This is a genomic window from Synechococcus sp. WH 8101, assembly GCF_004209775.1.
Lineage (GTDB): Bacteria > Cyanobacteriota > Cyanobacteriia > PCC-6307 > Cyanobiaceae > Synechococcus_C.
The window spans coordinates 202,313-227,490 of record NZ_CP035914.1 but is presented as its reverse complement, the minus strand read 5'-3'; the positions used below and the strand labels follow the sequence as shown (position 1 = coordinate 227,490).

Sequence of the window (25,178 nt, the reverse complement as noted above, 5' to 3'; positions counted from 1 at the left end):
GTGGGGCGCGCAAGGCGCCGCCAGCGCTGGCTTGCCCTGGTGGGAGCCGGGGCCCTGCTTGGAGCTCCCCTGCGCGCCCAGGTGGTGTGGGAACCGGTGACCCCCAAGCAGGCGGAGGAGTCGCAGATCCTGGTGCCGGCGGTGGATGGTGGTGGAGGGAGCACCAGCGGCCAAGAGAGCGCACCACCGATCGCCTGGGAGCCAGTGGAGGAGCCTGGCGAGACTCGCGGAGGCGAAACCAAACCCTCAGCGCCAGTCACAGCGCAAGCCGTGGTCTGGGAGCCCGTGCCCGCTGATGCTTCCAGTGAGGGCGCCGTTCCTGCGCCCACGACCGTGGTGTGGGAGCCGCTGCCCGGCACTGAGGCGATCGCCGAAGTGGAAGAAAGCACCGAGGTGCAGATCCAGGTGGCTGAGGGCGATGGAAGCACCGAAACCATCACCCAGGAAGACTCCACCACCGTGCGGGTGGAAGAGCAGGAAACACCGCCGCCCGAGGCGCTGGCGATCGAGCAGGACCAACCGAGCCGCGTGCCCGAGCTGCCACCGCCGCCGCCACTACAAGCCCTCAATCGCTCGATTGCCTTTGGCGATGGGCTGGTGGGGCCAGATATTGGCTGGCAGGTGCCCAATGGCTTTCGCTGGAGCCAGCGTTGGTTTGCCGATGCCTCGATCCGGGGTTTCAGCCGCCGGCCGGAAGGCAGCGATTTCTTTGCCTGGAACAACGGCGATGGCAACGCCATAATCAGTGCCAACATCCTCCAGACCACCCACTGGAGCCTGGGACTCAACACCTCCTTCCGGAGTGTGTATCAGGGTGACGACGCAGCCGGTGGTTCGACGGCCGTCGGCGAGGGCGTGTCGAGCGGGTTCCGCATCGCTCGGCAGATCGGCGACACCGGCGGCATTGCTTTCGGTGGTGAACAGATCCTCCAGTGGGATGAATTCACCGATACGGGCCGGAATTTCTATCTGATGGCCTCCAAGGGCTGGTGGCTCGGCAGTGGCGGCAAGGACTATCCCCTGCTGATCGCCAACGGCGGCTTCGGCACCACCAAATTCGCCCAGAACAAGAACCTGCAATTTGCCTGCATCAACAACGTGCAGAATCGGCAAGGCACCTACGCCATCGACAACAACCTCTGCTGGGGGCCGATCGGCACCGTGGCAGTGGTATTCAACGAATGGTGGGGCATGTTCCTGGAATACAACAGTTTTGAATCGATCCTTGGTGCCTCGATCAATCTCACCGGCGGCATCCCGATGCGGCTCACCTGGGGCGTCAACTTCGCCCAGAAAGACGAATTCCTACCCTCCGACGAATGGAACTGGGTGTTCCGCGCCAGCATCGGCTTCTGATCCCCCGCACGCTCTGGATCGCCTGGCATCAGGGTCTCCAGACTGCACCCGACCTTGTGCAGGCCTGCATCCAACGCTGGGCCGCGCTCAACCCTGCCTGGTCGGTGCGTGTCGTTACGTATGACGACTGGTCACACTGGCTTCCTGCCGCTGCCTTGCAGCGTTACAGCACCCTGCCTGAGCTCAAGCCTGCCCATCAGGCCGACTGGTTGCGCCTGCAGCTGCTGCTCCACCATGGCGGCGTGTGGGCCGATGCCACCGTGCTCTGCCGCCAACCGCTTGATGCCTGGCTGCCGGAGCGTTGTGACGAGGGCTTCTTCGCCTTTGCCAACCCGGGCCCCGATCGTCTGCTCTCCAACTGGTTCCTGGCCAGCAGCCCCGATCACCCCCTGATGCAGCACTGGAGCAAGCGCTACGAGCAGTTGCTGCGTTACCCGCGGCCGAAATGGTGCAAGCCTCTGCAGAAACCGCTGCGGCGGTGGCTCAAGCACCGTCTCAAACACTCGCCCCACGCCGCGCGCATCTGGTGCCACCCCCTCACCCATCGCCTCAGCGCCCACCTGCCCTATTTCGGCCAGCACTACTGCTTCACGGAGATCCTCAGAACCCAGCCGCCCCTGCGGGCCCTCTGGCGCGCAGTGCCGACCCTGTCCGCTGGGCCCTGCCATTGGTTGCAGTTCCATGCCGATGAAGGAGGCGCCGGGAACGCAGCAGCACCGCTCAGAAAGCCCACCGTTGCGCAGGCACCCGTGTTCAAGCTCAACCGTCGCGTCAACACGCCTAACCAGGCGGGGGTGCGGGCGGAACTGAAGCGCAATCATGGCGGCGTCTGATCAGCATCTGCTGCTCGCCGGCGGTGGCCACAGCCACGCCCTGGTGCTGCGCCGCTGGGCGATGCAACCGCGTCGCCGGCCGCCAGGGTTGATCACCCTCGTGAGCCGCAGCCGCACCAGCCTCTATTCCGGCATGATCCCGAGCCTGATCGCCGGCCACTACCAGCGAGGCGACGTGAGCCTCGATCTCGCCGCCCTGGCTGATCGGGCCGGTATCGCCTTCGTGCAGGCGGAGATCACCGGGATCGATCCCCACAATCAGCAGCTGCTGCTGCAGGGCCGCCCCGCCCTCCCCTACCGGCGCCTCAGCTGCAACCTCGGCTGCCTCACCCCGGCGCTGGAAGGTGCTGTTGCGATCGACACCGTGGCGATCAAGCCCCTGGAGCCAGCCCTGGCCTGGTTAGAAGTCCAAGATGCTGAAGGCGGTGCTGCTGCTGATCTCGATGCTCCGGCACCACCCTTGACGGTGGTGGGGAGTGGTCTGGCAGCGCTGGAGGTGGTGCTCGCCCTGCGCCAGCGCTGGCCCCAACGCCGCCTGCAGCTGCAAGCCCGCAACCTCGATCGCCTGCCGGCGTCCCTGCGCAGCGCCCTGAGGCGCGCCCGGATCCAACTGCTGGCTGCCGAGCACAAGCTTTGCGGCCCCGTCCTCAACTGCAGCGGCAGCCGTGCCCCCTCCTGGCTCGCCGCCAGTGGCCTGCCCTGCGATGGCCGAGGGCGCCTGCGCACCAACGCCAGCCTGCAGGTGCTCGGCCATCCCGAGATCCTCGCCGCCGGTGATTGCGCCGTGATCGACGCGGCGCCCCGGCCGCCCTCCGGCGTCTGGGCCGTGCGCGCTGCCCTGCCCCTGGCCCAGACCCTGGAGGCCCTGGCAACTGGCCGCACACCACCCAGCTGGCGCCCCCAGCGCCGCGCCCTGCAACTGCTCGGGGATCGCCCCCAGGCCTGGGCCCTCTGGGGGCCCTTCTGGTTCGGGCCACAGCGCTGGATCTGGCACTGGAAACAACGGATCGACCGCCGCTTCATGGCGCGCCTGCAGCCGCTCAACGCCATGGCCAGTGCTGCAGAAGGTGCGCAGCAAGCCGCCATGCTCTGCCGCGGTTGCGCCGCCAAGCTGCCAGCCCAGCCCCTGCAACGGGCGCTAGCCAGGGCCGGCCTCGATCGCCTCGGCCGCCTGCCGGAGGATGCCCAGTGTCTGGGCCGTGATGATCAGGGCCAGCTGCTGCTGCAGAGCGTGGATGGCTTCCCTGCCCTACTCAGCGACCCCTGGCTCAACGCCCGCCTCACCACCCTCCATGCCTGCTCCGACCTCTTGGCCTGCGGTGCCCGGCCCCACTCGGCCCAGGCGGTGGTGACCCTGCCGGCCGTGGCCGAGGGCCTGCAACAGCATCTGCTCAGCCAGACCCTCGCCGGCATCCGCGACGCTCTGAGCGAACAGGGCGCCGACCTGATCGGCGGCCACACCCTGGAAGCGCGCAGCTCCGGTCCAGAAGCCATCCCGAGCCCGATCAGCCTGGGATTGCAGGTCAGCCTCAGCGTGCAGGGCGCCGTTGCACCCGAGCGCTTCTGGCCCAAGCGCGGCCTGCAGGCCGGTGATCAACTCTGGTTGAGCCGTCCGCTCGGCACCGGCGTGCTGTTCGCCGCCGCCATGGCCGGAGCCGCCGCGGCCGCCGACCTGGAGCGGGCGCAGCAGCAGATGAACCAAAGCCAGCATGAGCTGGTGGAGACACTGCAACAGCTGGTGACCACCAAGCCTGGCGCTATCCATGCCGCCACCGACATCACTGGCTTCGGGTTGCTGGGCCATCTGCTCGAAATGCTGCCGCCGGATCGCTCCCGCCGGATCCAGCTCCATGCCGACGCGATCCCAGCCCTGCCCGGCGCCCTCGCCCTGCTGGAACAAGGCATCGCCAGCAGCCTCGCCCCCGCCAACCGCCAGGCCTGGAGCGCGCTCGACCCGAACGGTGATCAAGCCGCCGCCGTCACCCTCCAGCTCGGGACGATCCAGCCAGGCAGCAGCGCTCACCGGGCCCTGCTGGAGCTGCTGGTGGATCCCCAGACCTGCGGCCCCTTGCTGATTGCCTCGGACCCAGGCCTCCATGGGGCCCTAACCTCGCTTCCAGCCGACCTTCATCCCATCGGCGTGGTGATCTGAACGCAGAAAAAGCATAAAAACGATGCAGAGTCCGGATCGCAAAGCCAACAACCAGAAGCTCTTCATCCTTGGCGTTGGCGCTCAACGGGCCGGCACCACCTGGGTGCATGAACAACTCCAGCGTTGCGCCGGGGTGAACATGGGATTCACGAAGGAATATCACATTTTCTGCAACAAAAAAAAGAGCATGCGCGGCCAATGGCGCCGCCATCGGCGTCAACAAGAGCAACTCAAGACCAGCTTCGGCTCGACGCGCCGCTTCAGCCATGAGGAGTTTCTGGCTCTGCCCACCGAGCAGAAACAGCTCCTGATGCGGGTGCGCCATCACCACTATGTCGACTATTTCGATCGCTTAGTGGCTGATAACCCCACCATTCACACCACCGGCGACATTTCGCCCTACTACGCCCAACTCCATGCCGACAGGTTGCGCTACATCCGCCGTCGGCTGCACCGCCGTGGCTTCACGGTGAAGCTGATTTTTCTGTTGCGCGATCCAGTGGATCGGATTCAGTCGCAGCTGCGTTTGATCTGGCGCGATCAGATTCAGGAATCCATTGGCAGGCAGACGGATCCAGACATCGCTCTTGCCCTGCACTTCCGCTCCCGCGGCATCGAACGCCACACCCGCTATGAGAACACCCTGGCCGCGATCGAAGCCGCGTTCCCGCCTGAAGATGTGCTGGTGGAGTTCCACGAACGGCTGTTTCAATCCGACTCCCACAACCGTCTTGCCAGCTTTCTGCAGCTTGATCTCCCCATGCCCGAGTGGTCTGAAAAAGTGAACGCCGCACCTGGCCCGATGCCCCACAACCAGGCCCTCTTGGAAGAGGTAGCCCGGCACTACGGCGCCACCTATGCCGCCTGCCGCGATCGATTCGGCACTCTGGTGGATGAGCTCTGGCCCTACGCCCGCTTCGCCTGAGCCTGAGCCTCAGCTGGAGTGGTCACCCTGGGCAACCGCTCCGCCACCGCCAGCAGAGACAAAGCCGGATAGAGCGGCAGGCTGGGGCCGCATTGGCGTAACTGCTCGCAGTAGCGATCAAAACTCTGCCGGCAGAGGGTCTCATCCCGCGCAGACACCCACAGGCGCAAGAGGCGATCTTCCCGCTCCAGGTCCACCTGGGGGCGCAAGCTGTTCGGCAAGGGCACATAGCCGCTTTGCACCATCAGATAAGCCAACAGCCGCAGCCGCACCGGCAGCCCACCAGCCTGGATCAGGGCCAGAGCATCCGCTTGATCCACGCTTTTGGCGTCTTGGATGCGGCTGTGGAAGGTCTTCACCAGGCAGTCACGAAAACTGCGCGACCAGAAATGCACCAGAGCAAACCCGAACAGACCGGCCGGAGCTGAAGAGGTCCCCGTAGGACACCGCTGTTTCTGGAGTCGGAAGCTGTGGTCGTGGGCCACACCGGCCATGCACTCCGATCGGATCAACGGCTTGCCCACATGGCCCCAGAAGCCACCTCTGCCGGCATCACTGGGCTCAAGGCAAGGGCGCAGCAACCAGGGCACATACCACTGGCACACCGCGGGGAACACCTGGGCGAGCTGTTGGATCGAAAGATCAGGGCGCAGGGGCAGCAACCATTCATCGGCATCCAGCATCAGGGTGAAGGGTGCTTCCTCGGCGAACAGCGCCACGGGCAATGCCTGCAGGGCAGCGCTGGGATCCTGATCCACGGGCAGCCGATGCAGCCGCAACGTCATCCCCTCCGGCACCGGGATCGCCTCCAGCTCCCTGGCCTCCTCCTGCCGCTGCACCCCCACCTGAATGCGGCGTACCCCCAGGTCGTGATAGTGCTGCAGAAAGCCCTGCCAATAGGGCCGCTCCATGGCGCAGTAGCGGGTGAGCAATTGCACCCCCTCCAGCACCGAGGCGCGGGGCAGCGGCCCGGGATCGCCACCAGGCACAAGCGGGGAACACAGCAACCGCCGGGCACCGAAGCCATTGCTCAGATCACCATCCGATGAGCGCCGTGGTTCCTGCGGCGGGTCGATCAGGCGAAACCGCCGCTTCAGCCAGCCCACCAGCCTCCGGCTCATCGCCGCTCCAGCAGGCCCGTGAAGCCATCCTGCAGCCGCCAGCGCCAGGCGGCATGGCCCCGCAAGCGCGTGTAAGGAACGCCAAGGCAATGGAACAGATCGGGATGCTGGCGCTGGCACTCGCCCAGAATCGTTTCCTCATCGTGGCCATAGGCCATCAGGCTGGCCTGCTGCGCCAACCCATCAAACAGGGGCGCCAGCGTTCCCCAAACCGGTGCCGGGGCCGAGAGATAACTGGCATTCACCGGCAACCCCTGCCCCAGGTAACGCATCGGACTGGCGTAATGACAGAGCTGGCCAGGGCGATCCGCTAGACGCCAGAACCGCCAGTTGGAGCGCTGCCGCTGAAAACGAGCGACGCTGCTATCCACCCAGGCCAGGCTCCGCTGCCCGGGTTCTGTGGCGGCCCGTTGCGCCACCAGGGCGATCTTGCTCAACCACACCGCCAGCAACTGGCGATAGGTGTCGGCCCCTGAGCCCTGCAGATCACGCCAATAGTGATTCACGCCTTTCTCTCCTGCGGAGCGCCTGGGTTGCGGCCAGGCATCCAGGCCCATGCGTTCACAACTGGCCACCAGAGCCTCGGCCCGATCCCATTGCGGCAGCTGCGTGATCGGCATCACCTGGCCCTCCAGGGTGATCTGCCAGGTTGAGCAGTGCCGCTGCACCAACGCCAGGATCTGGGCATCACCGGCAAAAAAGAGCAGCTTCTGGCCGCGGAGCAGCGCCAGCGTCTGGGGCAGCAGAGCCCGGTAGTAGGAAAGTCCCCGTTTGCCGTTCCCCGGCAAGGGCCAATAGCCCGAGACATACAGCCGGGATTCAGGCGCCATACAGCTCTCTGAGCTCATGGGGAGAGGGGAGCGCCGCAACGATGTCGGGGAACGTGGTGGCCGGATAGGTCGGCAAGCGCTGCAGGCAACGGCGTAACAAACGCCGGTACTCCTCAAACACCTCCCGCGCCAACTGCTGATCCGATTCGCCCAGACAGCCCTGCAGAAGCCGGGTCTGTGCCGCAAGATCAATCCCCCGCAGCGAAGGCACCGGCACATCGAGATACCGCTCCTGAAGGCTGAAATACGCCAGCACTCGCAACCGGATCGGCAGATCACCGGATCGCACCCGCGACACGATCTCGCCTCGATCGGTGTTCTTCACGCAGGTGAAACGGGTGTGCAACTGACGCAGCAGGGTGTCTTCAAAGCTGCGCGACAGGCAGTGCACCAGCACCCATCCCATCGAGGCCATCGGTGTGGAGAGGATGCGCCCGCCGGGCTTCACCGGCGGCACCTGAAAGTGATGGTCTGACGCCACAGCCTCGATCCACTCGGAACGGGCGATCGGCTTGCCATGGTTGCCCCAGAACCCCCGCGGCTGCTCATGCAGCGGGTCCAGCACCGGACACATCACCCAGGGAACGGAACACTGGGCCCGCTCCGGGAAAAGCTCGAACCAACGGCGAAGGCTCAGGTCGGAGCGGAGTGGCTGGAGATATTCATCACAATCCGCCAGCAGGGTGAAGGGTGCATCGTGGCGATAACAACTCGGATCCAGCAGGCGCAGGCCCTCATCGGGGGGCACATCGGAGCGCAGGCGCTGCACCTGGACCGTCATCGGCTCGGGATAGTTCCACGACTCCACCTCCGCCGCATCCCGGTCGTTCTGCACGCACACCTGGAGCTGACGAACGCCGAGCCGGTGGTAATGGGTCACAAACAGGCCCCAGTAGGGCGCTTCGATGCCGCAGTAGCGGGTCAACACCTGCACCCCGGCCATGGCTGCGTCCTCTTCCACTTGAAGCGGATCGTCCATCGACGGCGTGGCGCGATGCGTGGTGGATCGCAACAACCCCTTGGCACCAAAGCCGTTGATGGTCGACAGCAGCTTGAGGTCGCGGTTCTGCACCCGCGCTTGCTCCCGGCAGGCATCAAGCCGACCAAGACCTAACAGGGCGCGGATCCTGCGCTTCCACATCAGCTCAGCCCCCCAGCGGCTGAATCGGCGCCAGGCGCGGATCGAGGATCTTCGGGCCCATGCCAGCGAATTTCACCGCGATCGACACCTTCTCACCGCTGCCGAAGGTGTGGGTGATCTCCCCTTCCCCGAAGCTGGCGTGCAGCACCCGATCGCCCACGCTCCAGCTCTTGCCCGGTGCCGGCCCCGCCTGGCGTCGCCGCACCGCATTCGCTGGCGCACTGGCCGCCCCCCCTGCAGCGACCTGGCGAGCGTCGGGCCGATCCACCCGGGTGAGTCGCTCCAGCCGCTGCTCGCGCCGCAGCGCCGCGCCTCCGCTGCGGGGGATGTCGCCCTGCACCAGGGCCTCCGGCAGCTCGGAGAGAAACACACTCGGCACCGCCGCCTCGCGCATGCCACCCCAGAGCCGCCGCTCACTCGCATGGGAGAGGAACAGTCGCTCCTTGGCGCGGGTGATGCCCACATAGCAGAGCCGCCGCTCCTCCTCCAGCGACGCTGGATCATCCAGCGAGCGGTAACTGGGGAACAACCCCTGCTCCAGCCCCACCAGACACACCACCGGAAATTCCAGCCCTTTACTGCTGTGCAGGGTCATCAGGGTGACGCGATCGGCGGCGGTGTCCTTGCTGTCGGCATCACTGGCCAGGGCGGCGGAGGCCAGGAAGCCTTCCAGATCGCCCTCGTCGTTCTCCTCCTGGTATTGCAGCGCCGCATTCACCAGCTCCTGCAGGTTGCGGCGCCGCTCCTCCGCCTCATCGGTGGCCTCAGCGATCAGCTCACTCACGTAGCCGCTCTGCTCCATCACCGTCTGGATCAGCTCCGAGGGGGCCGCCTCCTGAACCCGGGCCTGGAGGCTGTTGATCAGTTCGCAGAACTGCAGCAGCCCCTTGGCGGAACGGCCACCGAGGGAGCGCACCGCCTCCGGATCGCTCACCACATCCCAGAGCGGAATGCCCAGCTGATTGGCCGCATCGGTGAGCCGCTGAATCGTGGTTTTGCCAATACCGCGCCGCGGCACGTTGATCACCCGCAGCAGGCTGACGGTGTCGGCCGGGTTCACCAACAGGCGCAGATAGGCGAGCAGATCCTTGATCTCTCGCCGGTCGTAAAAGCGCAGGCCCCCCACCACCACATAGGGGATGCGCCAGCGCACCAGCGATTCCTCGATCGCCCGCGACTGGGCATTGGTGCGATATAGCACCGCCATATCCCCCCAGCCCAGCTCCGGGTTGGCCGCCTCCATCATCCGCAGCCGGTGCACCACCGCTTCGGCTTCGGCGATCTCGTCGTCGCAGCGAGTGAGCGCGATCAGCTCCCCTTCGCCGCGGGTGGGCCGCAGCACCTTGTCGATCCGCTCGCTGTTATGGGCGATCAGGGCATTGGCCGCCTCCAGGATCGTGGCGGTGGAGCGGTAGTTCTCCTCCAGCTTCACCATCGTGCGGGTGCTGTCGTCGGGAGCCTTATCGCCGAAATCGTCCTGAAAGCCCATCAGGATCGTGAAATCAGCAGCCCGGAAGCTGTAGATGCTCTGGTCGGCATCACCCACCACAAACACCGAGCGGCCGCTCCAGTTGTCGTAGGCCTGGGGATCCACACCATCAGTCACGAGCAGCTTGATCAGCTCGTATTGGGTGCGGTTGGTGTCTTGATACTCATCCACCAGCACATGCCGGAAGCGGCGGTGCCAGTAGGCGCGCACCTGCTCGTTCTGCTGCAGCAACTGCACGGGCAGCAGCAGCAGATCATCGAAATCGAGGGCATTGTTGGCCGCCAGGGCCTTGCGATAGCGCCGATACACATCGGCGGTGAGCTTGCCCCGCTGCCCTTCTGCATTCGCCTCCAGGTCATCCGGCAGCCAGCCCTGGTTCTTGGCGTTGCTGATCGCCCAGCGTGTCTTCTTGGGATCGAAACGCTTCGGGTCGAGCTGCAGCTCCTGGGTGACGATCTCCTTCACCAGGCTCTGGGCGTCGGTCTCGTCGTAGATCGAGAACTGCTTCGTCCAGCTCAGGCCTTCCGCATCCTTGAACTTGTCGATGTCGAAGCGGAGCATGCGCGCGAAAAGGGCGTGGAAGGTGCCAATCCACAGCTCCTTGGTCACCTCCCGATAAATGCGTGAGCGCAGCTGTCGCTGCTCCACCGGCGGCAATGTGCTCCAGGGCTGGCCGAACTGGCTCTGGGCCAACCGCTGCGCCAGCAGCAGCTCCAGCCGCTCCTTCATCTCCCGCGCCGCCTTGTTGGTGAAGGTCACCGCCAGAATCTGGGCCGGATCAGCGCCGTGCTCGCCGATCAGATGGGCAATCCGGTGGGTGAGTGCCCGGGTCTTGCCACTGCCGGCCCCAGCCACCACCAGCAGCGGCCCCTCGTGGTGATCCACCGCCCGCCGTTGGGCGTCGTTCAGGCCGGCCAGAAAGCTCATACTGGGAGACTATCGCTCGTTGATGGGATTTCAGGGAGTGGCGATCGATCCCACGGCCTGGAGACAGGCCCTACCACCTGCCGATTCGGAAGCCGGGCGAGCACTTCTCCACACTTACAACAACATCTCCCACGCCATCGTCATCGGCTTGGTGCTGCTGATCGTCGCGTGGCTCGCCTACGACGCACTGCGGCACCAGCAACCCAGCACTCCAACCGCCACACAGGCACGCCTAGGGCAACGCTGGATTCAGGCAGTCACCAACCATCCCATTGCCGCGGCTCTGTTTGTTGCATACACCATCGCGATGGTGCAAGGAGCTTCCTGGTACCACCCCGAATTGATCGGCTGGTATCGCGACATTTTCAGCGATAGCCTACTCAACAACTTCAGCCTGCGCGATGGCTTGATCAGCGAAACAATGCGATCAAACAACTATCGCTTTTTCCCACTTGCCCATCAAGATCTTCACATCCTCAGCTGGCTCACGCCTTACGCGAAGGTCTGGATGCTGGTCAACGCCCTAGAACTGATTGCGATCGCCATCCTCACAACCAAAAGCGTGCAGCGACTATCTCGCAATCATCGAACCGCAGGCACACTCTTGATCGTCAGCCTGCTCCTGTTCTTCCATCCCGCCACAGGAACAAGCTTTTTTCAGTTTATCTACTGCGAGCGCATGCTCACTCTGTGCTTCGCTGGATACATTTTCTTCTATTCGAGATACAATCAGGAAGGAGGCCGAACAAATCAAAACTTGGTTCTTATCTGCGCCCTCCTCGGCGTCTTCATCAAAGACATCGGCTTCATCCTCTTCACAGCACCACCTCTCCTCACACTGGGCGCAGCTGCCCTCAGTGGAGGCTGGCGAAAGGCCTGGACCAACCATCCCCTCGAGCGGTGGCTGTGCTCTTTGATTGGCATCACAGCGATTGCCTACCTCGTCTTGAGCCTGATCCCTAGCCTCTATCTGGATGGAGGAGCATTTTACCAAGACAAACAATTTCTCTTCGAAGCCGATCCACGCTTGATCGCCCTGATCGCCTTCAGCTTGATTCGAGCAATTTTGATTCAGCGAGGGCGCTGTCAGCTGGGATTAATCGATGGTCTCAACGCATCAGCCCTAGCCTATGCGTTCGCCCTATTTCTCAGTGTCGGCTACCCCTTCCACAGCTTCTGGACCTTGCCCGTGCAACTGGTGACAGTGATGGACCTCACCGTTGTGTGGCTCAGCGTGATCGCTCCCCCATTAGAAGCCAGAACACGAAAACCAAGTGCGATTACCTTGGCAGGCCTGGGGCTCACAGGCACCATCCTCTGGATGGACTCCAAACAAGACACAACATTTGCCAAACAAGTAACGGAAATCTGGTCTACACAAGAACATTGCTGAGTGCCGTCAACCAACTGAACACCTTGGCGGAAGAAAAAAAGAAAGCCGGTCAAGATGTCAATCTGATCTTCGTACATAGCTGGACTGGACTTGCCCAGCCCGAATACTCTCGCATCAGGCACGATCGACTCATCGAGGCCGATCTCAAGACAAAGAGCTATCGCATTGTGAACGGCGCCAATCACGGCCAGGCTTACCACCCCCAGCCAGGCGACCTCCTGGCCAACATCTACAGCGGAAGAATCTCCAAATTCGCAGAAAGCCAGGGTCATTTCAAGCCAATCCTCATCGACCAGCCACGCAGCAAGAAAGTCTTGATTTACGAATACCAACCGTGAGCATTCGACTTCAGGCAAAAGGCCGTAAGCCCGGTTCGATCAGGCGGCGCGTGCGCTGAAACAACCACTGCGAGCGCAGCCGCACCGGCAGGGTCCAGGCGAACACGCCCAGTTTCTGGCGCCAGCTGAGCTGGTGGCGCCAGCTCTGATCCACGCGGATCTCCGCCGAGCTGCCAAAGCGCATGGCGTTGCCGTGAATGTCGCGCCGCACGCCCTCCCGCCACTGAAACTGCGCCTCCTCCAGAGGCAGGCCAAGCCAGGCCATCACCCGGGCCATCTCGGCGCGCGGTTCCGCTGCCAGGCGTTCGTAATACACCCGCAGGGAGCGCTGGCGCCGCAACCCCTCCCGGGTGAGAAAAAACATTCGGCTGTAGTTGAACGCAGCGCGACGCAGCTCCTCCCCCCGCTTGCGGGCGCTGTTCATCGAACCGAACGGCCCCCGATGCAGGTGAATTGGTAGCAGTTCGAAACCGGATCCAGTGCCGCTCTGGCACGCCTCCTGCAGTCGCAGCAAACGCGGCAACGACTTGGAGGAATCCACGATCACATCGCAGCCGCTCACCGCCGCAATCGCGGCAAAGAGAGCCCCGTTGTGGCGCGCGAACGTGGAAGCATCGCCCTGATCGGTGAGCGCCAATTGGGCCAAGGGCACTCCCACCGCGCCGATCACCCGCTCCTGCACCTGACGCCAGAACGGGCAGGCATCGGCCACCAAGCGATGGCAGCTGCAGAGGCGCCGCTGGGGGTCGGGCTGCACCAACATCTTCAGTTCACCGGCGCTCACCACCCGGCTGTGACCGCTGAGCAGCAGCGACAACAGGGTGGAGCCGCTGTGGCCGCGGCTTGTGATGTACACCACCCGGGGCATCGGCGGCTGGTTCGTGGCTGCGGAGAGCCTATGGCGTGCGTCGGTCAGGACCCCATCCTGCAGCGCATGGCCTGGGCATAGGGGCTGGCCAGTTCCAGCCGCTCACAGCGGTATCCCGCCGCTTCAGCGCGGCGCCTCAAGGGTTTGAGACGCGGGGCCACACCGGCACGGTCGCCGCTGTCGGCCAGCCAGAGCTCCGAGGGTCTGTTGTCTCGCGCCAGAAGGGCATCGAGGCTGGCTGCATCTCGCCAGGGCTGGCTTGGTGCTGGCATCCGCCCCGCCGCCACCTCGATCCGGTCGCTGAGGTTGAGCAAACGCTCGCGGCGGGAGAAGCGATCCGGCTCACCCCCCAGGCGCTGGCTGAGCAGCTGAAAGTCATCGCTCTCCCGGGTGCCATGGCCATTCACCGCAGGGTCGAGCTCCTGAAAGCTGTGCCACCACCAGCTCAGCAGCAGCACCGCCAACGCCGCCGCGCCGATCACGGCGCCCCGCCGGTTCAGGCGCCAGGCCGCCACCTGCACCGCCAACCAGGGGATCAGGGCCGGCAGCAACACCACGAAATAACGGCTGAAGGCCAGCGGCTTCCAGAACGACACCAACACCACCGCCAGCACCATCCACAGCGACGGCGTCAGGCCGCTGCGATCCGCCAAGGCCAACCCAGGGTCTGGGCACGCCCCACCCCAACGCCGGATCGCCCAGAACGCCAGCACAAGCAGGGCCAGTTTCGGCAGGGGCCAGAGGCCCAGCGCCCGCGCCAGGGTGTCTTCCAGGAGGGCGAAATCCGGGCGGCCGATCCAGGCCCCCGTGCCACTGCGCATCAGATAGGCAGACGCCAGGGCCATCCAGGCCAACGCCGGCAGCAAGCCGAGCGCAGCAGCCCCGGCCACCCGCCAGCGCCGCTGCCAGCCATCCCAGAAGGCCGCGGCCGCGAAGAGAAAGAGGCCGTAGTAGTGGGTGCAGGCGGCCAGCGCCACCGCCAGGCCATACAGCCCAGGACGACCGGCCCGACGCCACCACCAGGCCAAGGCCACCAGCAGCACCAGCAGGGCATAGCCCTTGCCCTCGATCGCGAAGCGCACCGGATAGGGCGAACAAAAGGCCAACAGGGCCGCCAGGGCCATCGCAACCCTCGGCTGGGCCCCAGCAGCGCCCTGATCACTGGCCAGCGCCCGCGCCTGGGCCGTGATCAACACCCCGCCGGCCAGGTAAGCCAGCCAGGAGAACAGTCGCAGCGAGAGGCCCGATGGAGGCAGCAGTTGCCCCCAGCCCCAGAGCAGGCCGTAATACAGCGGCGGGTGGGTGTCCTGCCGGAGCATCGCCAACATCGCCGCCAGGCTCGGCTGGAAGCTCTTTCCCACCGTGTAGAGCTCATCGCTCCAGAGCCCGGTGGCTTCAATCAGGCTGAGAGCGCGCAGGGCAAAGGCGGCACACACCAGCAGAATCAGCAGCCAAGCGAACCGGTTCAGGCGCATCGGTTGTCGCGTCATCGCATCGCTTCCAGCCGCTGCAGGCGCAAACGGCGCAACGCCTCCCCCAGCTGGGGCCCCGGCTGCAGCCCGGTGGCCATCAGCTCCCTGGCCGAGCAAGGTGGCGTCACGTGACGCCAGCGGCCCCACCAGCGCAGCAGGGGCCGCCAACACGGTCCTTGCAGGCTCACCGCCAGTGCCACCACGTCTGGAGGCCAGGGCCGTGTCTCCAAGGCCGCACACCAACGGGCCGGGCTCCAGGCCTGCCAGGCCTCAGGCAGCACCTGCTCCGTGAGCCAAGCCTGAAAGTCGACCAGCTCCTCGAGCCAGCGTTGCTGCTGGTGCGGCAACTGCAGACGCGCGGCCAATTCCAGCGGTGCGTCGGCCCCGGCCACGAGGGCGCTGAGCAGGGGAAGCTGCAACCTTGCAGCCCAACGCAGGCGCCGCTGCAGCGCCCGGGGGTGCTGTTGCAGGAGCGGATCCAGCAGCACCAGGGCACCCCAGGCCTGGAGCTGGGCGAGGGCCACAGCCCAGGCCTCCCGCTCCAACAGCAGCTCAAGCTCCATGCGCAAGCGGGTGGCGAGCGCCGGTGGGGCGCTGGCCGGATCCTCGCCAGGGCGCCAACGCCAGGGCCAGGCCTGAAGCGTGCGTTGCAGCTGATCAAGCGCCTGCGGGGCGAGGCTGAAGCCGAGGCGGGCGGCGTAACGGGCCGCCCGGATCACTCGGGTGGGGTCGTCGGCCACGCTGCTGGGATGCAGAAACATCAATTGCCGCTGCGCCAGGTGCTGGCGGCCACCATGGGGATCGAGCAGCGTCGACAGCGGCAGCGCACCAGTGGCAGGGCCTGAATCCGGAGTGAGCAGCAGCGCCATCGCATTGACGCTGAAATCCCGGCGCGCCAAATCCTCCAGCAGCGGCCCGGGCTCCACCATAGGGTTCTCGCCCGGTGCGGGGTAACGCTCCTGCCGCGCCTGCGCCAGGTCGAGCAGCACCCCATCCACCACCATCTCCACCGTGCCGAAGCGCCCATGCACCCGCAGCTCGCTCACCCGCTCCGGCCCCAGCTGCTGCCGCAACCCTTGGGCCAGGCGCTCACTGGATCCCTCCACCACCAGATCAAGGTCAGGCAGGCCACGCCAGGGATCGCGATGCTCGTGATGAAGCAGGGCATCCCGCACCGCGCCCCCCACCAACGCCAGCACGCCCAGCCCCTGCCGCCGCACCTCCGCCTGCAGGGCCTCAAGCAATGACGCAGGAATGCCCGGGAGGCTGATGGCAGCCGGGATGGGCATGCCTACGCGCCCTCCTGCTGCCGCGCCCACACCTTCCAGTGGCTTGCGGTGGTTTTGTAGGCCAAGCGATGACCACCACCCGCCACCAGCAGCGGTCCGCTGAAGAAAGACAGGGAAAACTGCGGAAACTGCATCTGTTGCAGCCAAGGCAGCTGGTGATGACAAGCCTGCACTGGTTGATGCTGCTCACAAAGCTGCACCAGCGTGTCGGCATAGCGGGCCGGGCCGAAGGACAGGTCGTGGATCAGATGCAGACGGCTGACACCAGCGAACTCGGGGCTGGCGTAGTCGAAACCCTGCAGGCTTCGGGCCATCGCCGCGAAGAACGGACAGCCCCTTCTGGCCATGAACACGCTGCTCTGCAGATAGGGCACCTTGCGCTTGAGAAACAACAGGCTGGCGTCCTCGCCCAGGGCCTTCTTCAAGACGGCAGCTGCACTCTCGGCAGGGAGCAGATCGCTGTCGAGCCAGAGGCAGTCGGCCACCGAGGCATAGGCCAGGCGGAACACATCCGATTCGGCGGCGTAATGGGGTGCCGAGTCAAACGAGACCAGAAAGGCGGGGCAATGGCTGGCCATCCACGACCGTGCCGCCGAGCGGTCAAACACGTCGACTGGATCCAAGCCAAGGCTGTCGAGCACCCGATTCCAGCGCTCGGTGTAGGCCGCCACATCCGCCGGTGGCCGCCCCTGACTCCAGTACTGGATGGCCTGGGGTCGCCAGCGCAACGGCGTGACCAGAGGCTTGGCCGGCTCGAGCTCCGGGCACGCCTCCGCCAACACCGACTGTGTCCAAAGGTCATACAACGGACACCACGAGCGCCGGGCATAGGCCTGCAGGTGGCGCTGCACGTGGCGGGAGCGTCCGCCTTGCTTTGAATCGGCGCAGCGCTGCAGCCCCTGCTCCAGGAGGGCGATCGATTCCGGCGCCCGACCCAGCAGCAGCAGGCTCTCACTGGCGATGTGATACCCGTCAAAGCCATCGGGGTCCGCCCCGATCAGAGCCTGGGCGTGCTCCAGCGCCAACGCCGGCTGGCCGTCGGCGAGGCAGGAATCGGCCACCACCAAACGCAATTCGGGCGCCATCGGGCGCCGCTTCAGGCCTAGGGAGCCGATGGCGATCGAGGTGCTGAACCAGTTCTTCTTGGCGCAGAGACGGGCCCCGATCAACGCACCTTCAGGCCAGAACGGCGTGCCACGCGCCATCGCCAACAGCAGCCGCTGCGTAGTGCGCGGCCCCGCCAACCGCTCCACCAGCGTCGTGGCACGCCTCAGCACCGCCATAGCCTGACCCATCAGCGAACCTCCCCCCAGCACAGGTCCACGAGCTTGGCGGCCAGCACCTCAAAATCGGCCTCCTGCAGCAACTGCTCCCGACCCGCACTAAGCGAACCAACCTGCGGTTGCTCCTCAGCCAGAACCGCCTGGATGCGCTCCACCCAGGCCTCCCTTGGAGCCCGTAGCGGCACATGCCAGACACCATCCGATCCCGAAGCAAAGTCGAGCGCAAACCCCGTCATCGTGGACACCATCAGGCAACCGCAGGCCAGCCCCTCCAGAAAAGAAAGCGGCCCGCCCTCCTGCGCCGAGACTGAACAGACCAGGCGGGCGGAGCGCAACAGCGCCCCGAAGCCGGCATGGGGGAGATCCAGACACTGCACATCGGCATGCAGGGGATGCTCAGCGCCCTCCCAGCCCGGACCGAGAATCGCCACCCGCAGCCCGGCCTCTACCAGGGCTGAGGCCAGGTCGGCTTCGAACGCGATTCGCTTGCGCCGGTGGTAACTGGCGATGCGTTCTGGCACGTATTGACCGAGAAACACCACATCGAGCGAGCGGGAGGGCGCAGCGGTGTCGCCCTTGGCTTCAGGGGGATAGAAGAGTCGTCGATCCACACCCACCGGGAAGTGATGCAGCGTCTCCGGTTGGGCGCCGGCGATCGCCAGCAGCTCCAGCTCAAACCAGTTCTGGGCGAGCACGGCACCGAGCCCCTGCAAACCGCGCAGCCGCTTGCCCAGGCGCACGTGGTCGAAATACAGCAGCACCCGCTCCGCCGGCACGCCCGCCTGCAGCACCGTCTTCAGGTGGCCGTGCGACAGCACCAGCACGTGGGCATCAGCACCCCGGCACGCGTCCTTGAGTTGCTCTGGATCCAGCGCTTGCAGGCCATGCACCCCCTCCATCGCCTGGGTTGCAATCAGATCCTTCCAGATGAAGCGCAGACTCCAGTCTTTATCGCCGAGATAGCCCACCAGGCGCCGCGGACCCAACGGATCCAACGCAAGCGTCGTCCTGCACTCAGAGCCAGGCTGCAAACGACCGAGAACGCGGCGCCAACGCTCTCGCATCCATCCCGTGCCCCGCAGTGCCATGGTGTCCGGGCCGGATCAAGCCGCAGAATCGGTTCGACCTTACCGGCACCGCCTTGTCTGCCCTCACCCGCTGCCTGCAGGAAGAGGCGGCCGCCATCGCCGCCGCTGCCGAACGCCTGAGCGGTGGGCAGGTGGAAGGGGCCCTGGAACTGCTGGAGCGCTGCGCCGACCGGAAGGCCAAGCTGGTGATCACCGGCGTGGGCAAGAGCGGCATCGTGGCGCGCAAGATCGCCGCCACCTTCTCTTCGATCGGCCTGATGGCCCTCTATCTCAATCCCCTCGATGCCCTGCACGGCGATCTGGGGGTGGTGGCCCCCGACGACGTCTGCCTGCTGCTCTCCAACAGCGGTGAAACCAGTGAACTGCTGGAGGTGCTGCCCCACCTGAAGCGTCGCGGCACCGCCCGGATCGCCCTGGTGGGCCGCTCGGACTCCTCCCTGGCCCGCGGCAGCGATGTGGTGCTGGAGGCATCGGTGGATCGGGAGGTGTGCCCCCTCAACCTCGCCCCTACCGCCAGCACAGCGGTGGCGATGGCGATCGGCGACGCCCTGGCGGCGGTGTGGATGGAGCGGCGCGGAATCTCCCCCGCCGATTTCGCCCTCAATCACCCGGCCGGCTCCCTGGGCAAACAGCTCACCATGACCGTGGCCGACCTGATGGTGCCCGCAGCCCAACTGCCCCCGCTGCAGCCCACCACCCCTCTGCCCGAGGTGATCGGCCGCCTCACCCAGGGGGCGATCGGCAGCGGCTGGGTGGAGGATCCCCAGCAGGCGGGCCGATTGATCGGCCTGATCACCGACGGCGACCTGCGCCGTGCCCTGCGCAACCACGGCAGCGATCGCTGGGCCAGCCTCACCGCCACCGACCTGATGACCGCCGACCCGATCACCGTGGCCGCCGATCTGCTGGCGGTGGAAGCGCTCCAGCGCATGGAACACAACCGGCGCAAACCGATCGGGGTGCTGCCGGTGGTGGATGCCAGCGACCGGCTTCAGGGGCTGCTACGGCTGCACGATCTGGTGCAGGCGGGGCTGGCCTGATGCGACGCCTCCTGCGCGAATGGCAATGGCGCCAGCAACGGCCGGCCCTGGCGGCTCTAGAGCTGCTAGTGCTCGATGTGGACGGCGTGCTCACCGACGGCGGCCTCTGGTTCGATCCGGCAGGGCAGCTGCAGAAGCGCTTTGACGTGCGCGATGGCCTCGGCATCCGCCTACTGCAGCAGGCGGGACTCAACCTGGCCTTCCTCAGCGGCGGCAAGGGCGGCGCCACCGAGGTGCGGGCCCGCCAATTGGGCATCGCGCATTGCCTGGTGGGCATCAAGGACAAGCCCGTGGCCCTGGCGCAGCTGCAACAGCAGCTCGGCGTGACCAGCGCCACCACCGCCTTCCTCGGCGATGACCTCAACGACCTGGCCGTGCGCCAGCAGGTGCGCCTGCTGCTGGCACCGGTGGATGCGGCTCGGCCCCTGCGCCGCCAGGCCGATGCCGTGCTTCACCAGCGCGGCGGCCACGGTGCCGTGCGGGAGCTGGCGGAGCGGATCCTGCAGGCCCGCGGCGAATGGCAGAGCCTGCACCGCCACGGCTGGAGAGATCGCAATGACTGAGGGCCAAGCAACGCCGGGCGTGTTCCTGCTCGGCGTCGGCGCCCAGAAGGCGGGCACCTCCTGGCTGCATCAGCAGCTGCACAGCCGCCCCGATGCCGATTTCGGGGTGCTGAAGGAATACCACGTGCACGACGCCCGGACGGTGCCCGAACTCGCCCGCTTCCGCCGCCTCGACGTCGACATCCGCCGCCCCGGCAGTTGGATTCAACCCCGCAGCTGGCTGCGCCAGTGGTTCATCCGCAAACCGCAGCGCTACGTCGACTACTTCACCTGGCTGTTGCAACGCCCCCGCCTGCGCAGCGGTCCGGTGCGGCTCACCGGCGACATCACCCCCTCCTATGCCCTGCTCAGCGCCGCCACCCTGGGCGAAATCCGCGACGCTTTCGCGCAGCGGGGCATTCCGGTGCGGCCCGTGTTTCTGATGCGCGATCCGATCGAGCGCCTGATCTCCAGCCAACGGATGAAGCTGCGCAAGCAGGGGCTGCGGGATGCCGCCACAGAAGTGGCCACCCTGCGCCAACGGGTGACCAAAGGACGCGGACTGCGCAGCCACTACGGCCAGACCCTCGACGCTCTCGATCAGGCCTTTGGCTTGGAGCACTGCTTTGTTGGCCTGTTCGAAACCCTGTTCACAACACCCACCTACTCAGGGCTCTGCCACTTCCTTGGCATCCCCTACCAAGAACCCGCCTGGGGAGAGAAGGTAAACGTGAGCGCCACCAAGACGGTGATTCCCGATGACCTGCTGGCAGAGATGGGTCGCCAACACGCCGACGATCTCAAGCGGGCACAACAGGCGCTACCGAATCTGGATCTCCAACGGCTGTGGCCCACCACCAGCCGCTGGACTCAGGCTTGACCCACTGCCATCTGGCGCGCCTGCTCCAGCTGCTCGGGCGTGTCGACCGACAGGGAAGTGCCCTCCACGGCGAAGGTGCTGATCGTGTGGCCTGCTTCGATCAGGCGCAACTGCTCCAACCGCTCCAGATCCTCCAGCGGTGACGCCGGTAGCTGATCCCAGGCCGCCAGCACATCACCGCGGAAGCCGTAGAGGCCCACATGGCCCCAGTAGGGGCTGTGGTGATGCCAATCGGCCGGATCCACATCGCGCACATGGGGGATCGCCGAGCGGGAGAAATACAGGGCGCGGCCGTCGTGGGCCAGCAGGGTCTTGACCACCGCCGGATTGTGAATCGTGTCCGGCTGGAGCCGATACACCGGCGTCACCACCGCCGGCACCGGGTCACGACGACGGAATTCCGCGTCCATCGCCGTCACCACCGCCGGATCCAGAAACGGCTGGTCCCCCTGCACGTTGATCACCGCAGTGCTCGCCAGCCGCTGCTGACGGCTGGCGTCGTCCCAGTCGGCAACTGGCGCATCCCAGGCCAGGGCCACCAGTTGATCAGCAACCGAAGCAATCCGCTCACTGCCGGAACTGCAGTGCGGCGAAGTCATCAACACCGGAACCCCCCAGGCCGCAGCAGCAGCCTGCAGGCGGTCGCTGTCGGTGCAGAGCACCACCGCAGCCGGCCCTGACGCCTTGGCGCACTGCTCCAGCACCCGCTGGAGCATGGGCTTGCCGCCGATCTCCGCCAGCACCTTGTTGGGCAGGCGCGAGGACTGCAGGCGGGCCGGCACGGCCACGACGGTGCGTTGGATGGTGCGTTGAATTGGCATCAGTCCCAGAGCCTCATGGCGTCATCGCGGGCACCGAACCATTCCGCCGCCAGCCCACCGCCCATGCTCCGCTGCTCCCGGAACCAGGGGCCGCCCAGGGTCCAGTGCAGCAGCGAGGCAGCGGCGGCGCCATCGGCATCCTGCACATCCACCAGATGGTTCCAGCTCGAATCGATCGCCCCGATGGCATGGTCGCCCTCGAGCCAATGGAAGCGATGCAGTTCCAGGCCGGTGGCGGTGTTCACATACTCCACCGTGAGCTTGGTGCAGCGGCTGCAGTTGAGCAGCATCAGGGAGCTCCAATTCTTCTTCGGGTAAGCGCTCTGCACCTCACCGAGGAACTTCACCGTTTCACCGGGCACATGCTCGTGCTGCACGCACATGGCGGCGTACTGCTCATCGCGCTGATGCCACAGCGCCGCGATGTCGCCGCGGCAAAGCATGTCGCAATCCATGAAAATCGCCCAGCCCTCGTAGCCCATCAGGTGGGGCACCAGAAAGCGAGTGAAGGAAAACGCCGTGCTCTGCTTCGGGTCGCGCTCGCGCCGATACAACCCCTGGGCCTCCAGCTGGGGCGTCACCAGGGGCGTGATCGCCAGAGGCGCAGAGCTGTGTTGAACCAGGCTGTCGATCAGCACATTGGTGGCGGCCCGCTCGCGCGGGTCGTAGCCGATGAAAATCGGGATCGGAGTCACCGCCACAGCCAGCCGCACAGGTTGGGGCGCAGATTACGGCCGCTCACCGCACCCGGCCTAGGCTTCCGGCCGTCCGTTCCCCGTGCATGGCCGCGCAGCAGGTCGCCCTCGGCACCCTCTCCTTCGCCAACGATGCCCCCTTCGTGCTGATCGGCGGCGTCAACGTGCTCGAATCGCGCGACTTCGCCCTAGAGGTGGCCGGCCACTACAGAGCGGTGTGCGAGCGCCTCCACATTCCGCTGGTGTTCAAGGCCTCCTTTGACAAGGCCAACCGCTCCTCGATCCACTCCTATCGCGGCCCCGGCCTCAGCGAGGGCCTGGCCATGCTGCAGGCGGTGAAAGACCGCCACGGCATCCCCGTGATCACCGATGTGCACAGCCCGGAGCAAGCCGCACCGGCCGCCGAGGTGTGCGACATCATTCAGCTGCCCGCCTTCCTGGCCCGCCAGACCGATCTGGTGGAGGCGATGGCCCGCACCGGCGCGGTGATCAACATCAAAAAGCCCCAGTTCCTCAGCCCTTCGCAGATGGCGAATGTGGTGGAGAAGTTCCGCGAATGCGGCAACGAACGGCTGCTGATCTGCGAGCGGGGCAGCAGCTTCGGTTACGACAATCTCGTGGTCGACATGCTCGGCTTCGGGGTGATGAAGCGCTGCTGCAACGACCTGCCTCTGATCTTCGATGTGACCCACGCCCTGCAGTGCCGCGAACCGGGCGGTGCCGCCTCCGGTGGGCGCCGCAACCAGGTGCTGGAACTGGCCCGCGCCGGCATGGCCGTGGGCCTGGCTGGTCTGTTCCTCGAATCCCATCCCGATCCCGATCAGGCCCGCTGTGATGGCCCCAGCGCCCTGCCCCTGGAACAGCTCGAGCCCTTCCTCAGCCAGCTCAAGGCCGTGGATCAGCTGGTCAAGGGCCTTCCAGCTCTCACGATCCGATGAGCTCACCCTTGGTCTGGATCAACAGCGTGCTGGCGGTCGTCAGCGGCCTTGGGCTGGGCGCCTGGATCTGGCTGCTGCAGAACCGGTCACTGCTCCCGGATCCCAGTTCCAATGCGGGCAAACAGCTGCTGAAGGACTACAGCGGCTCCAGCCACGACGTGTTTCTCGTTCTGCTCGCCGTCGCCGTGATCACGCTTGTGGCGCTGATCCGCCGCGCCCCCAACACCTCCGAACCGCTGACACTCTGGCGCTGGGCCCGCTCCCATCCGCTCGTGCTCGCACTCTGGGCCGGCTATGCCGTGGCCATGGTGCAAGGCACCAGCTGGTTTTACCCAGAGCTCGTGGGTTGGTACAAGGATGTGATCGCCGACCATCTGCTCAACAACTTCAGCTTCCGCCACGACTTCCTGCGGGAGACAATGAAACGGGACGATTTCCGCTTCTTTCCTCTCGCCCATCAGGATCTCCACGTTCTCAGCTGGTTCACCGCCTATGTGAAGGTCTGGATGCTGGTGAGTGCGGCCGAGCTGTTCGCAATCGTGGTGCTCAGTGCGCGCTTCATCCGACGGATCACCGGTCGGGCTGCCATTCCAGCCCTCCTGATGATCACCAGCCTGCTGCTGCTGTTCCAGCCCAGCACAGGCACCGCCTTCTTTCAATTGACCTACAGCGAACGCCTGCTCACCTTTCTCTTCTGCCTCTATTTCGCCAGCTATCTCCACTATCAACGCAGCAAATCTCAAGCTTCGTTTTACAGCACAATTCTATTCGGCCTGATCGGCATCTTCATCAAAGACATCGCCATTGTGCTGTTCATTGCGCCGCCCTTGATCACCCTGGCTCTCGGCAGCATCGGCAGGATGGAGGGATACCCGCGCTTCAATCTCACCAACACCGCCACCCTGGCCAAGCACTACCGGCTGGAGCTCTGGCTCTGTTCGCTGACGCTGGTGTTTGTGTGCTTCTACATCGTGCTGTCGCTGCTGCCCAGCACCTATGCCGCCAAAGGGGCCTACAGCAAAGGAGGCGAATTCGTGTTTCGACCCGACTGGCGTTTTTGGCTGATCAGCAGCTTCACCGCCTGGCGCGCTCTAGGGATCGCCCTTGGTCGGATCAAGGCCAATCTGCTCGATGGTCTCAACATCGCCGCCCTGCTCTATGGCGCTGCCCTGTTTTGGCTGATCGGTTGGCAGAGCAGCAGCTATCTCGCCCTGCCAATCCAATTGATCACCGTTCTCGATGCGCTCTGGATCTGGTCAGAAGCGATCGCCCCAACACTGCAACAGCGGTCCAGCCCGCGCCTCACAGGAGCGATCGGCGTCATCGGTTGCCTGGGCTGGATCAGCCTGGAGCATCTGGCCGGCGTCTCGTTCTTCGACACCGTCGCCAACATGAAAATCCGCCAGGACTCCTGGCAACAGACCTACACCACACTGGAGAGCCTGGCGCGCGAGCAAAAAGCCAACGGTGCTGACGTCAACATCATCCGCAATCGCACCACCTGGTTTTCACGTAAACGCCATCTCGGCCGCCTGCCCTACGACCGCCTGATCATTCATGATCCTGAAGCGGGCACCTACACCGTGGAAGATGGCATTGGCGAAGGAGACACCTACACCCCCCAATCAGGCGATCTTCTGATCAACATCGACCGTGAAGCACGCGACTTCACGGCACCGAAGCCGGGCGACTACAGCCTGATCTACCGCTACGCACCGGCGCTGCACAGCGGCAGGATCTACCGCAAAGAGTGAGGG

22 protein-coding genes are annotated in these 25,178 nt (G+C 65.4%); 11 read left to right on the top strand and 11 right to left on the bottom strand.

Annotated elements, in window-relative coordinates; genetic code table 11:
• The 4 genes from SynWH8101_RS01075 to SynWH8101_RS01060 are packed head-to-tail and all read left to right on the top strand — an operon-like array spanning nucleotide 1 to nucleotide 5,266.
• Nucleotides 1-1,356, top strand: a complete 1,356-nt coding sequence (locus SynWH8101_RS01075) for a hypothetical protein (RefSeq protein WP_254427999.1) — start codon at nucleotides 1-3, stop codon at nucleotides 1,354-1,356.
• Nucleotides 1,320-2,189, top strand: a complete 870-nt coding sequence (locus tag SynWH8101_RS01070; protein ID WP_130128219.1) for a capsular polysaccharide synthesis protein — start codon at nucleotides 1,320-1,322, stop codon at nucleotides 2,187-2,189. Before SynWH8101_RS01075 ends, SynWH8101_RS01070 begins: the two co-directional genes overlap by 37 nt.
• The gene (gene selD, locus SynWH8101_RS01065; RefSeq protein ID WP_254427998.1) at nucleotides 2,176-4,341 is read left to right on the top strand and encodes a selenide, water dikinase SelD; all 2,166 of its coding nucleotides are present in this window, start codon (nucleotides 2,176-2,178) and stop codon (nucleotides 4,339-4,341) included. The genes SynWH8101_RS01070 and selD overlap by 14 nt, the downstream gene beginning before the upstream one ends.
• A 22-nt stretch (nucleotides 4,342-4,363) precedes the next feature.
• Nucleotides 4,364-5,266, top strand: coding sequence for a sulfotransferase (locus tag SynWH8101_RS01060; RefSeq protein WP_130128217.1), 903 nt, complete (start codon nucleotides 4,364-4,366; stop codon nucleotides 5,264-5,266).
• Here the strand turns inward: SynWH8101_RS01060 and SynWH8101_RS01055 are convergent.
• The 4 genes from SynWH8101_RS01055 to SynWH8101_RS01040 are packed head-to-tail and all read right to left on the bottom strand — an operon-like array spanning nucleotide 5,248 to nucleotide 10,774.
• Nucleotides 5,248-6,387, bottom strand: coding sequence for a hypothetical protein (locus SynWH8101_RS01055; RefSeq protein ID WP_130128216.1), 1,140 nt, complete (start codon nucleotides 6,385-6,387; stop codon nucleotides 5,248-5,250). The genes SynWH8101_RS01060 and SynWH8101_RS01055 overlap by 19 nt on opposite strands.
• Nucleotides 6,384-7,217 carry a hypothetical protein gene (locus SynWH8101_RS01050; protein WP_130128215.1) on the bottom strand — a complete coding sequence of 278 codons (834 nt, stop codon included), beginning with the start codon at nucleotides 7,215-7,217 and terminating at the stop codon, nucleotides 6,384-6,386. Before SynWH8101_RS01050 ends, SynWH8101_RS01055 begins: the two co-directional genes overlap by 4 nt.
• A complete protein-coding gene (locus tag SynWH8101_RS01045) occupies nucleotides 7,207-8,358 on the bottom strand; it encodes a hypothetical protein (RefSeq protein ID WP_130128214.1) in 1,152 nt (383 codons plus the stop codon). The genes SynWH8101_RS01050 and SynWH8101_RS01045 overlap by 11 nt, the downstream gene beginning before the upstream one ends.
• Nucleotides 8,359-8,362: 4 nt before the next feature.
• Complete coding sequence (locus SynWH8101_RS01040; protein WP_130128213.1) at nucleotides 8,363-10,774, bottom strand: UvrD-helicase domain-containing protein; 2,412 nt, start codon at nucleotides 10,772-10,774, stop codon at nucleotides 8,363-8,365.
• A gap of 37 nt (nucleotides 10,775-10,811) precedes the next feature.
• Between SynWH8101_RS01040 and SynWH8101_RS01035 the strand changes: the two genes are divergently transcribed.
• Both SynWH8101_RS01035 and SynWH8101_RS01030 read left to right on the top strand, forming a co-directional pair.
• Nucleotides 10,812-12,167, top strand: a complete 1,356-nt coding sequence (locus tag SynWH8101_RS01035; protein WP_130128212.1) for a hypothetical protein — start codon at nucleotides 10,812-10,814, stop codon at nucleotides 12,165-12,167.
• Nucleotides 12,168-12,190: 23 nt separating this feature from the next.
• Nucleotides 12,191-12,505 carry a hypothetical protein gene (locus tag SynWH8101_RS01030; RefSeq protein ID WP_130128211.1) on the top strand — a complete coding sequence of 105 codons (315 nt, stop codon included), beginning with the start codon at nucleotides 12,191-12,193 and terminating at the stop codon, nucleotides 12,503-12,505.
• 10 nt (nucleotides 12,506-12,515) lie between these two features.
• Here SynWH8101_RS01030 and SynWH8101_RS01025 read toward each other — a convergent pair whose 3' ends face one another.
• The 5 genes from SynWH8101_RS01025 to SynWH8101_RS01005 are packed head-to-tail and all read right to left on the bottom strand — an operon-like array spanning nucleotide 12,516 to nucleotide 18,505.
• Nucleotides 12,516-13,373 (bottom strand): sulfotransferase, encoded by an 858-nt coding sequence (locus tag SynWH8101_RS01025; protein ID WP_130128210.1) that lies wholly within the window; start codon nucleotides 13,371-13,373, stop codon nucleotides 12,516-12,518.
• 44 nt (nucleotides 13,374-13,417) lie between these two features.
• Nucleotides 13,418-14,863: a hypothetical protein gene (locus SynWH8101_RS01020; RefSeq protein ID WP_254427997.1), complete on the bottom strand. Its 1,446-nt coding sequence runs from the start codon at nucleotides 14,861-14,863 to the stop codon at nucleotides 13,418-13,420.
• Nucleotides 14,860-16,134, bottom strand: coding sequence for a CCA tRNA nucleotidyltransferase (locus SynWH8101_RS01015; protein WP_165380892.1), 1,275 nt, complete (start codon nucleotides 16,132-16,134; stop codon nucleotides 14,860-14,862). The genes SynWH8101_RS01020 and SynWH8101_RS01015 overlap by 4 nt, the downstream gene beginning before the upstream one ends.
• 2 nt (nucleotides 16,135-16,136) lie before the next feature.
• Nucleotides 16,137-17,417: a M48 family metallopeptidase gene (locus SynWH8101_RS01010; RefSeq protein WP_130128209.1), complete on the bottom strand. Its 1,281-nt coding sequence runs from the start codon at nucleotides 17,415-17,417 to the stop codon at nucleotides 16,137-16,139.
• Between the two features lie 11 nt (nucleotides 17,418-17,428).
• Nucleotides 17,429-18,505 carry a glycosyltransferase gene (locus SynWH8101_RS01005; protein WP_130128208.1) on the bottom strand — a complete coding sequence of 359 codons (1,077 nt, stop codon included), beginning with the start codon at nucleotides 18,503-18,505 and terminating at the stop codon, nucleotides 17,429-17,431.
• Between the two features lie 53 nt (nucleotides 18,506-18,558).
• Here SynWH8101_RS01005 and SynWH8101_RS01000 point away from each other — a divergent pair, with 53 nt between their 5' ends.
• From SynWH8101_RS01000 to SynWH8101_RS00990, 3 genes are read left to right on the top strand one after another with little or no spacing between them, the layout of a single operon-like run.
• Complete coding sequence (locus SynWH8101_RS01000) at nucleotides 18,559-19,545, top strand: SIS domain-containing protein (protein ID WP_130128207.1); 987 nt, start codon at nucleotides 18,559-18,561, stop codon at nucleotides 19,543-19,545.
• Nucleotides 19,545-20,108 carry an HAD family hydrolase gene (locus SynWH8101_RS00995; RefSeq protein WP_130128206.1) on the top strand — a complete coding sequence of 188 codons (564 nt, stop codon included), beginning with the start codon at nucleotides 19,545-19,547 and terminating at the stop codon, nucleotides 20,106-20,108. The genes SynWH8101_RS01000 and SynWH8101_RS00995 overlap by 1 nt, the downstream gene beginning before the upstream one ends.
• Nucleotides 20,101-20,967 carry a sulfotransferase gene (locus SynWH8101_RS00990; protein WP_130128205.1) on the top strand — a complete coding sequence of 289 codons (867 nt, stop codon included), beginning with the start codon at nucleotides 20,101-20,103 and terminating at the stop codon, nucleotides 20,965-20,967. Before SynWH8101_RS00995 ends, SynWH8101_RS00990 begins: the two co-directional genes overlap by 8 nt.
• On the opposite strand, the gene kdsB is transcribed toward SynWH8101_RS00990, so the two are convergent.
• Nucleotides 20,958-21,788, bottom strand: a complete 831-nt coding sequence (gene kdsB / locus SynWH8101_RS00985; RefSeq protein WP_130128204.1) for a 3-deoxy-manno-octulosonate cytidylyltransferase — start codon at nucleotides 21,786-21,788, stop codon at nucleotides 20,958-20,960. The genes SynWH8101_RS00990 and kdsB overlap by 10 nt on opposite strands.
• Nucleotides 21,788-22,501, bottom strand: a complete 714-nt coding sequence (locus SynWH8101_RS00980) for a hypothetical protein (protein WP_370587004.1) — start codon at nucleotides 22,499-22,501, stop codon at nucleotides 21,788-21,790. The genes kdsB and SynWH8101_RS00980 overlap by 1 nt, the downstream gene beginning before the upstream one ends.
• Nucleotides 22,502-22,569: 68 nt before the next feature.
• Here SynWH8101_RS00980 and kdsA point away from each other — a divergent pair, with 68 nt between their 5' ends.
• Together kdsA and SynWH8101_RS00970 are read left to right on the top strand one after the other, a co-directional pair.
• Nucleotides 22,570-23,421: a 3-deoxy-8-phosphooctulonate synthase gene (gene kdsA, locus SynWH8101_RS00975; RefSeq protein WP_130128203.1), complete on the top strand. Its 852-nt coding sequence runs from the start codon at nucleotides 22,570-22,572 to the stop codon at nucleotides 23,419-23,421.
• Nucleotides 23,418-25,175: a hypothetical protein gene (locus SynWH8101_RS00970; RefSeq protein WP_130128202.1), complete on the top strand. Its 1,758-nt coding sequence runs from the start codon at nucleotides 23,418-23,420 to the stop codon at nucleotides 25,173-25,175. The genes kdsA and SynWH8101_RS00970 overlap by 4 nt, the downstream gene beginning before the upstream one ends.
• Nucleotides 25,176-25,178: the final 3 nt, after the last annotated feature.

Excerpts from the sequence above, each read along its gene's own strand:
- SynWH8101_RS01015 (WP_165380892.1), bottom strand. The coding sequence starts at position 16,134 with ATGCCCATCCCGGCTGCCATCAGCCTCCCGGGCATTCCTGCGTCATTG.
- SynWH8101_RS01045 (WP_130128214.1), bottom strand. The coding sequence starts at position 8,358 with ATGTGGAAGCGCAGGATCCGCGCCCTGTTAGGTCTTGGTCGGCTTGAT.
- kdsA (WP_130128203.1), top strand. The coding sequence starts at position 22,570 with ATGGCCGCGCAGCAGGTCGCCCTCGGCACCCTCTCCTTCGCCAACGAT.
- SynWH8101_RS00990 (WP_130128205.1), top strand. The coding sequence starts at position 20,101 with ATGACTGAGGGCCAAGCAACGCCGGGCGTGTTCCTGCTCGGCGTCGGC.
- SynWH8101_RS01055 (WP_130128216.1), bottom strand. The coding sequence starts at position 6,387 with ATGAGCCGGAGGCTGGTGGGCTGGCTGAAGCGGCGGTTTCGCCTGATC.
- SynWH8101_RS00970 (WP_130128202.1), top strand. The coding sequence starts at position 23,418 with ATGAGCTCACCCTTGGTCTGGATCAACAGCGTGCTGGCGGTCGTCAGC.
- SynWH8101_RS01050 (WP_130128215.1), bottom strand. The coding sequence starts at position 7,217 with ATGGCGCCTGAATCCCGGCTGTATGTCTCGGGCTATTGGCCCTTGCCG.
- selD (WP_254427998.1), top strand. The coding sequence starts at position 2,176 with ATGGCGGCGTCTGATCAGCATCTGCTGCTCGCCGGCGGTGGCCACAGC.
- SynWH8101_RS01010 (WP_130128209.1), bottom strand. The coding sequence starts at position 17,417 with ATGGCGGTGCTGAGGCGTGCCACGACGCTGGTGGAGCGGTTGGCGGGG.
- SynWH8101_RS01060 (WP_130128217.1), top strand. The coding sequence starts at position 4,364 with ATGCAGAGTCCGGATCGCAAAGCCAACAACCAGAAGCTCTTCATCCTT.
- SynWH8101_RS01070 (WP_130128219.1), top strand. The coding sequence starts at position 1,320 with ATGGAACTGGGTGTTCCGCGCCAGCATCGGCTTCTGATCCCCCGCACG.
- SynWH8101_RS01025 (WP_130128210.1), bottom strand. The coding sequence starts at position 13,373 with ATGCCCCGGGTGGTGTACATCACAAGCCGCGGCCACAGCGGCTCCACC.
- SynWH8101_RS01020 (WP_254427997.1), bottom strand. The coding sequence starts at position 14,863 with ATGACGCGACAACCGATGCGCCTGAACCGGTTCGCTTGGCTGCTGATT.
- SynWH8101_RS01040 (WP_130128213.1), bottom strand. The coding sequence starts at position 10,774 with ATGAGCTTTCTGGCCGGCCTGAACGACGCCCAACGGCGGGCGGTGGAT.
- SynWH8101_RS01005 (WP_130128208.1), bottom strand. The coding sequence starts at position 18,505 with ATGGCACTGCGGGGCACGGGATGGATGCGAGAGCGTTGGCGCCGCGTT.
- kdsB (WP_130128204.1), bottom strand. The coding sequence starts at position 21,788 with ATGCCAATTCAACGCACCATCCAACGCACCGTCGTGGCCGTGCCGGCC.
- SynWH8101_RS00995 (WP_130128206.1), top strand. The coding sequence starts at position 19,545 with ATGCGACGCCTCCTGCGCGAATGGCAATGGCGCCAGCAACGGCCGGCC.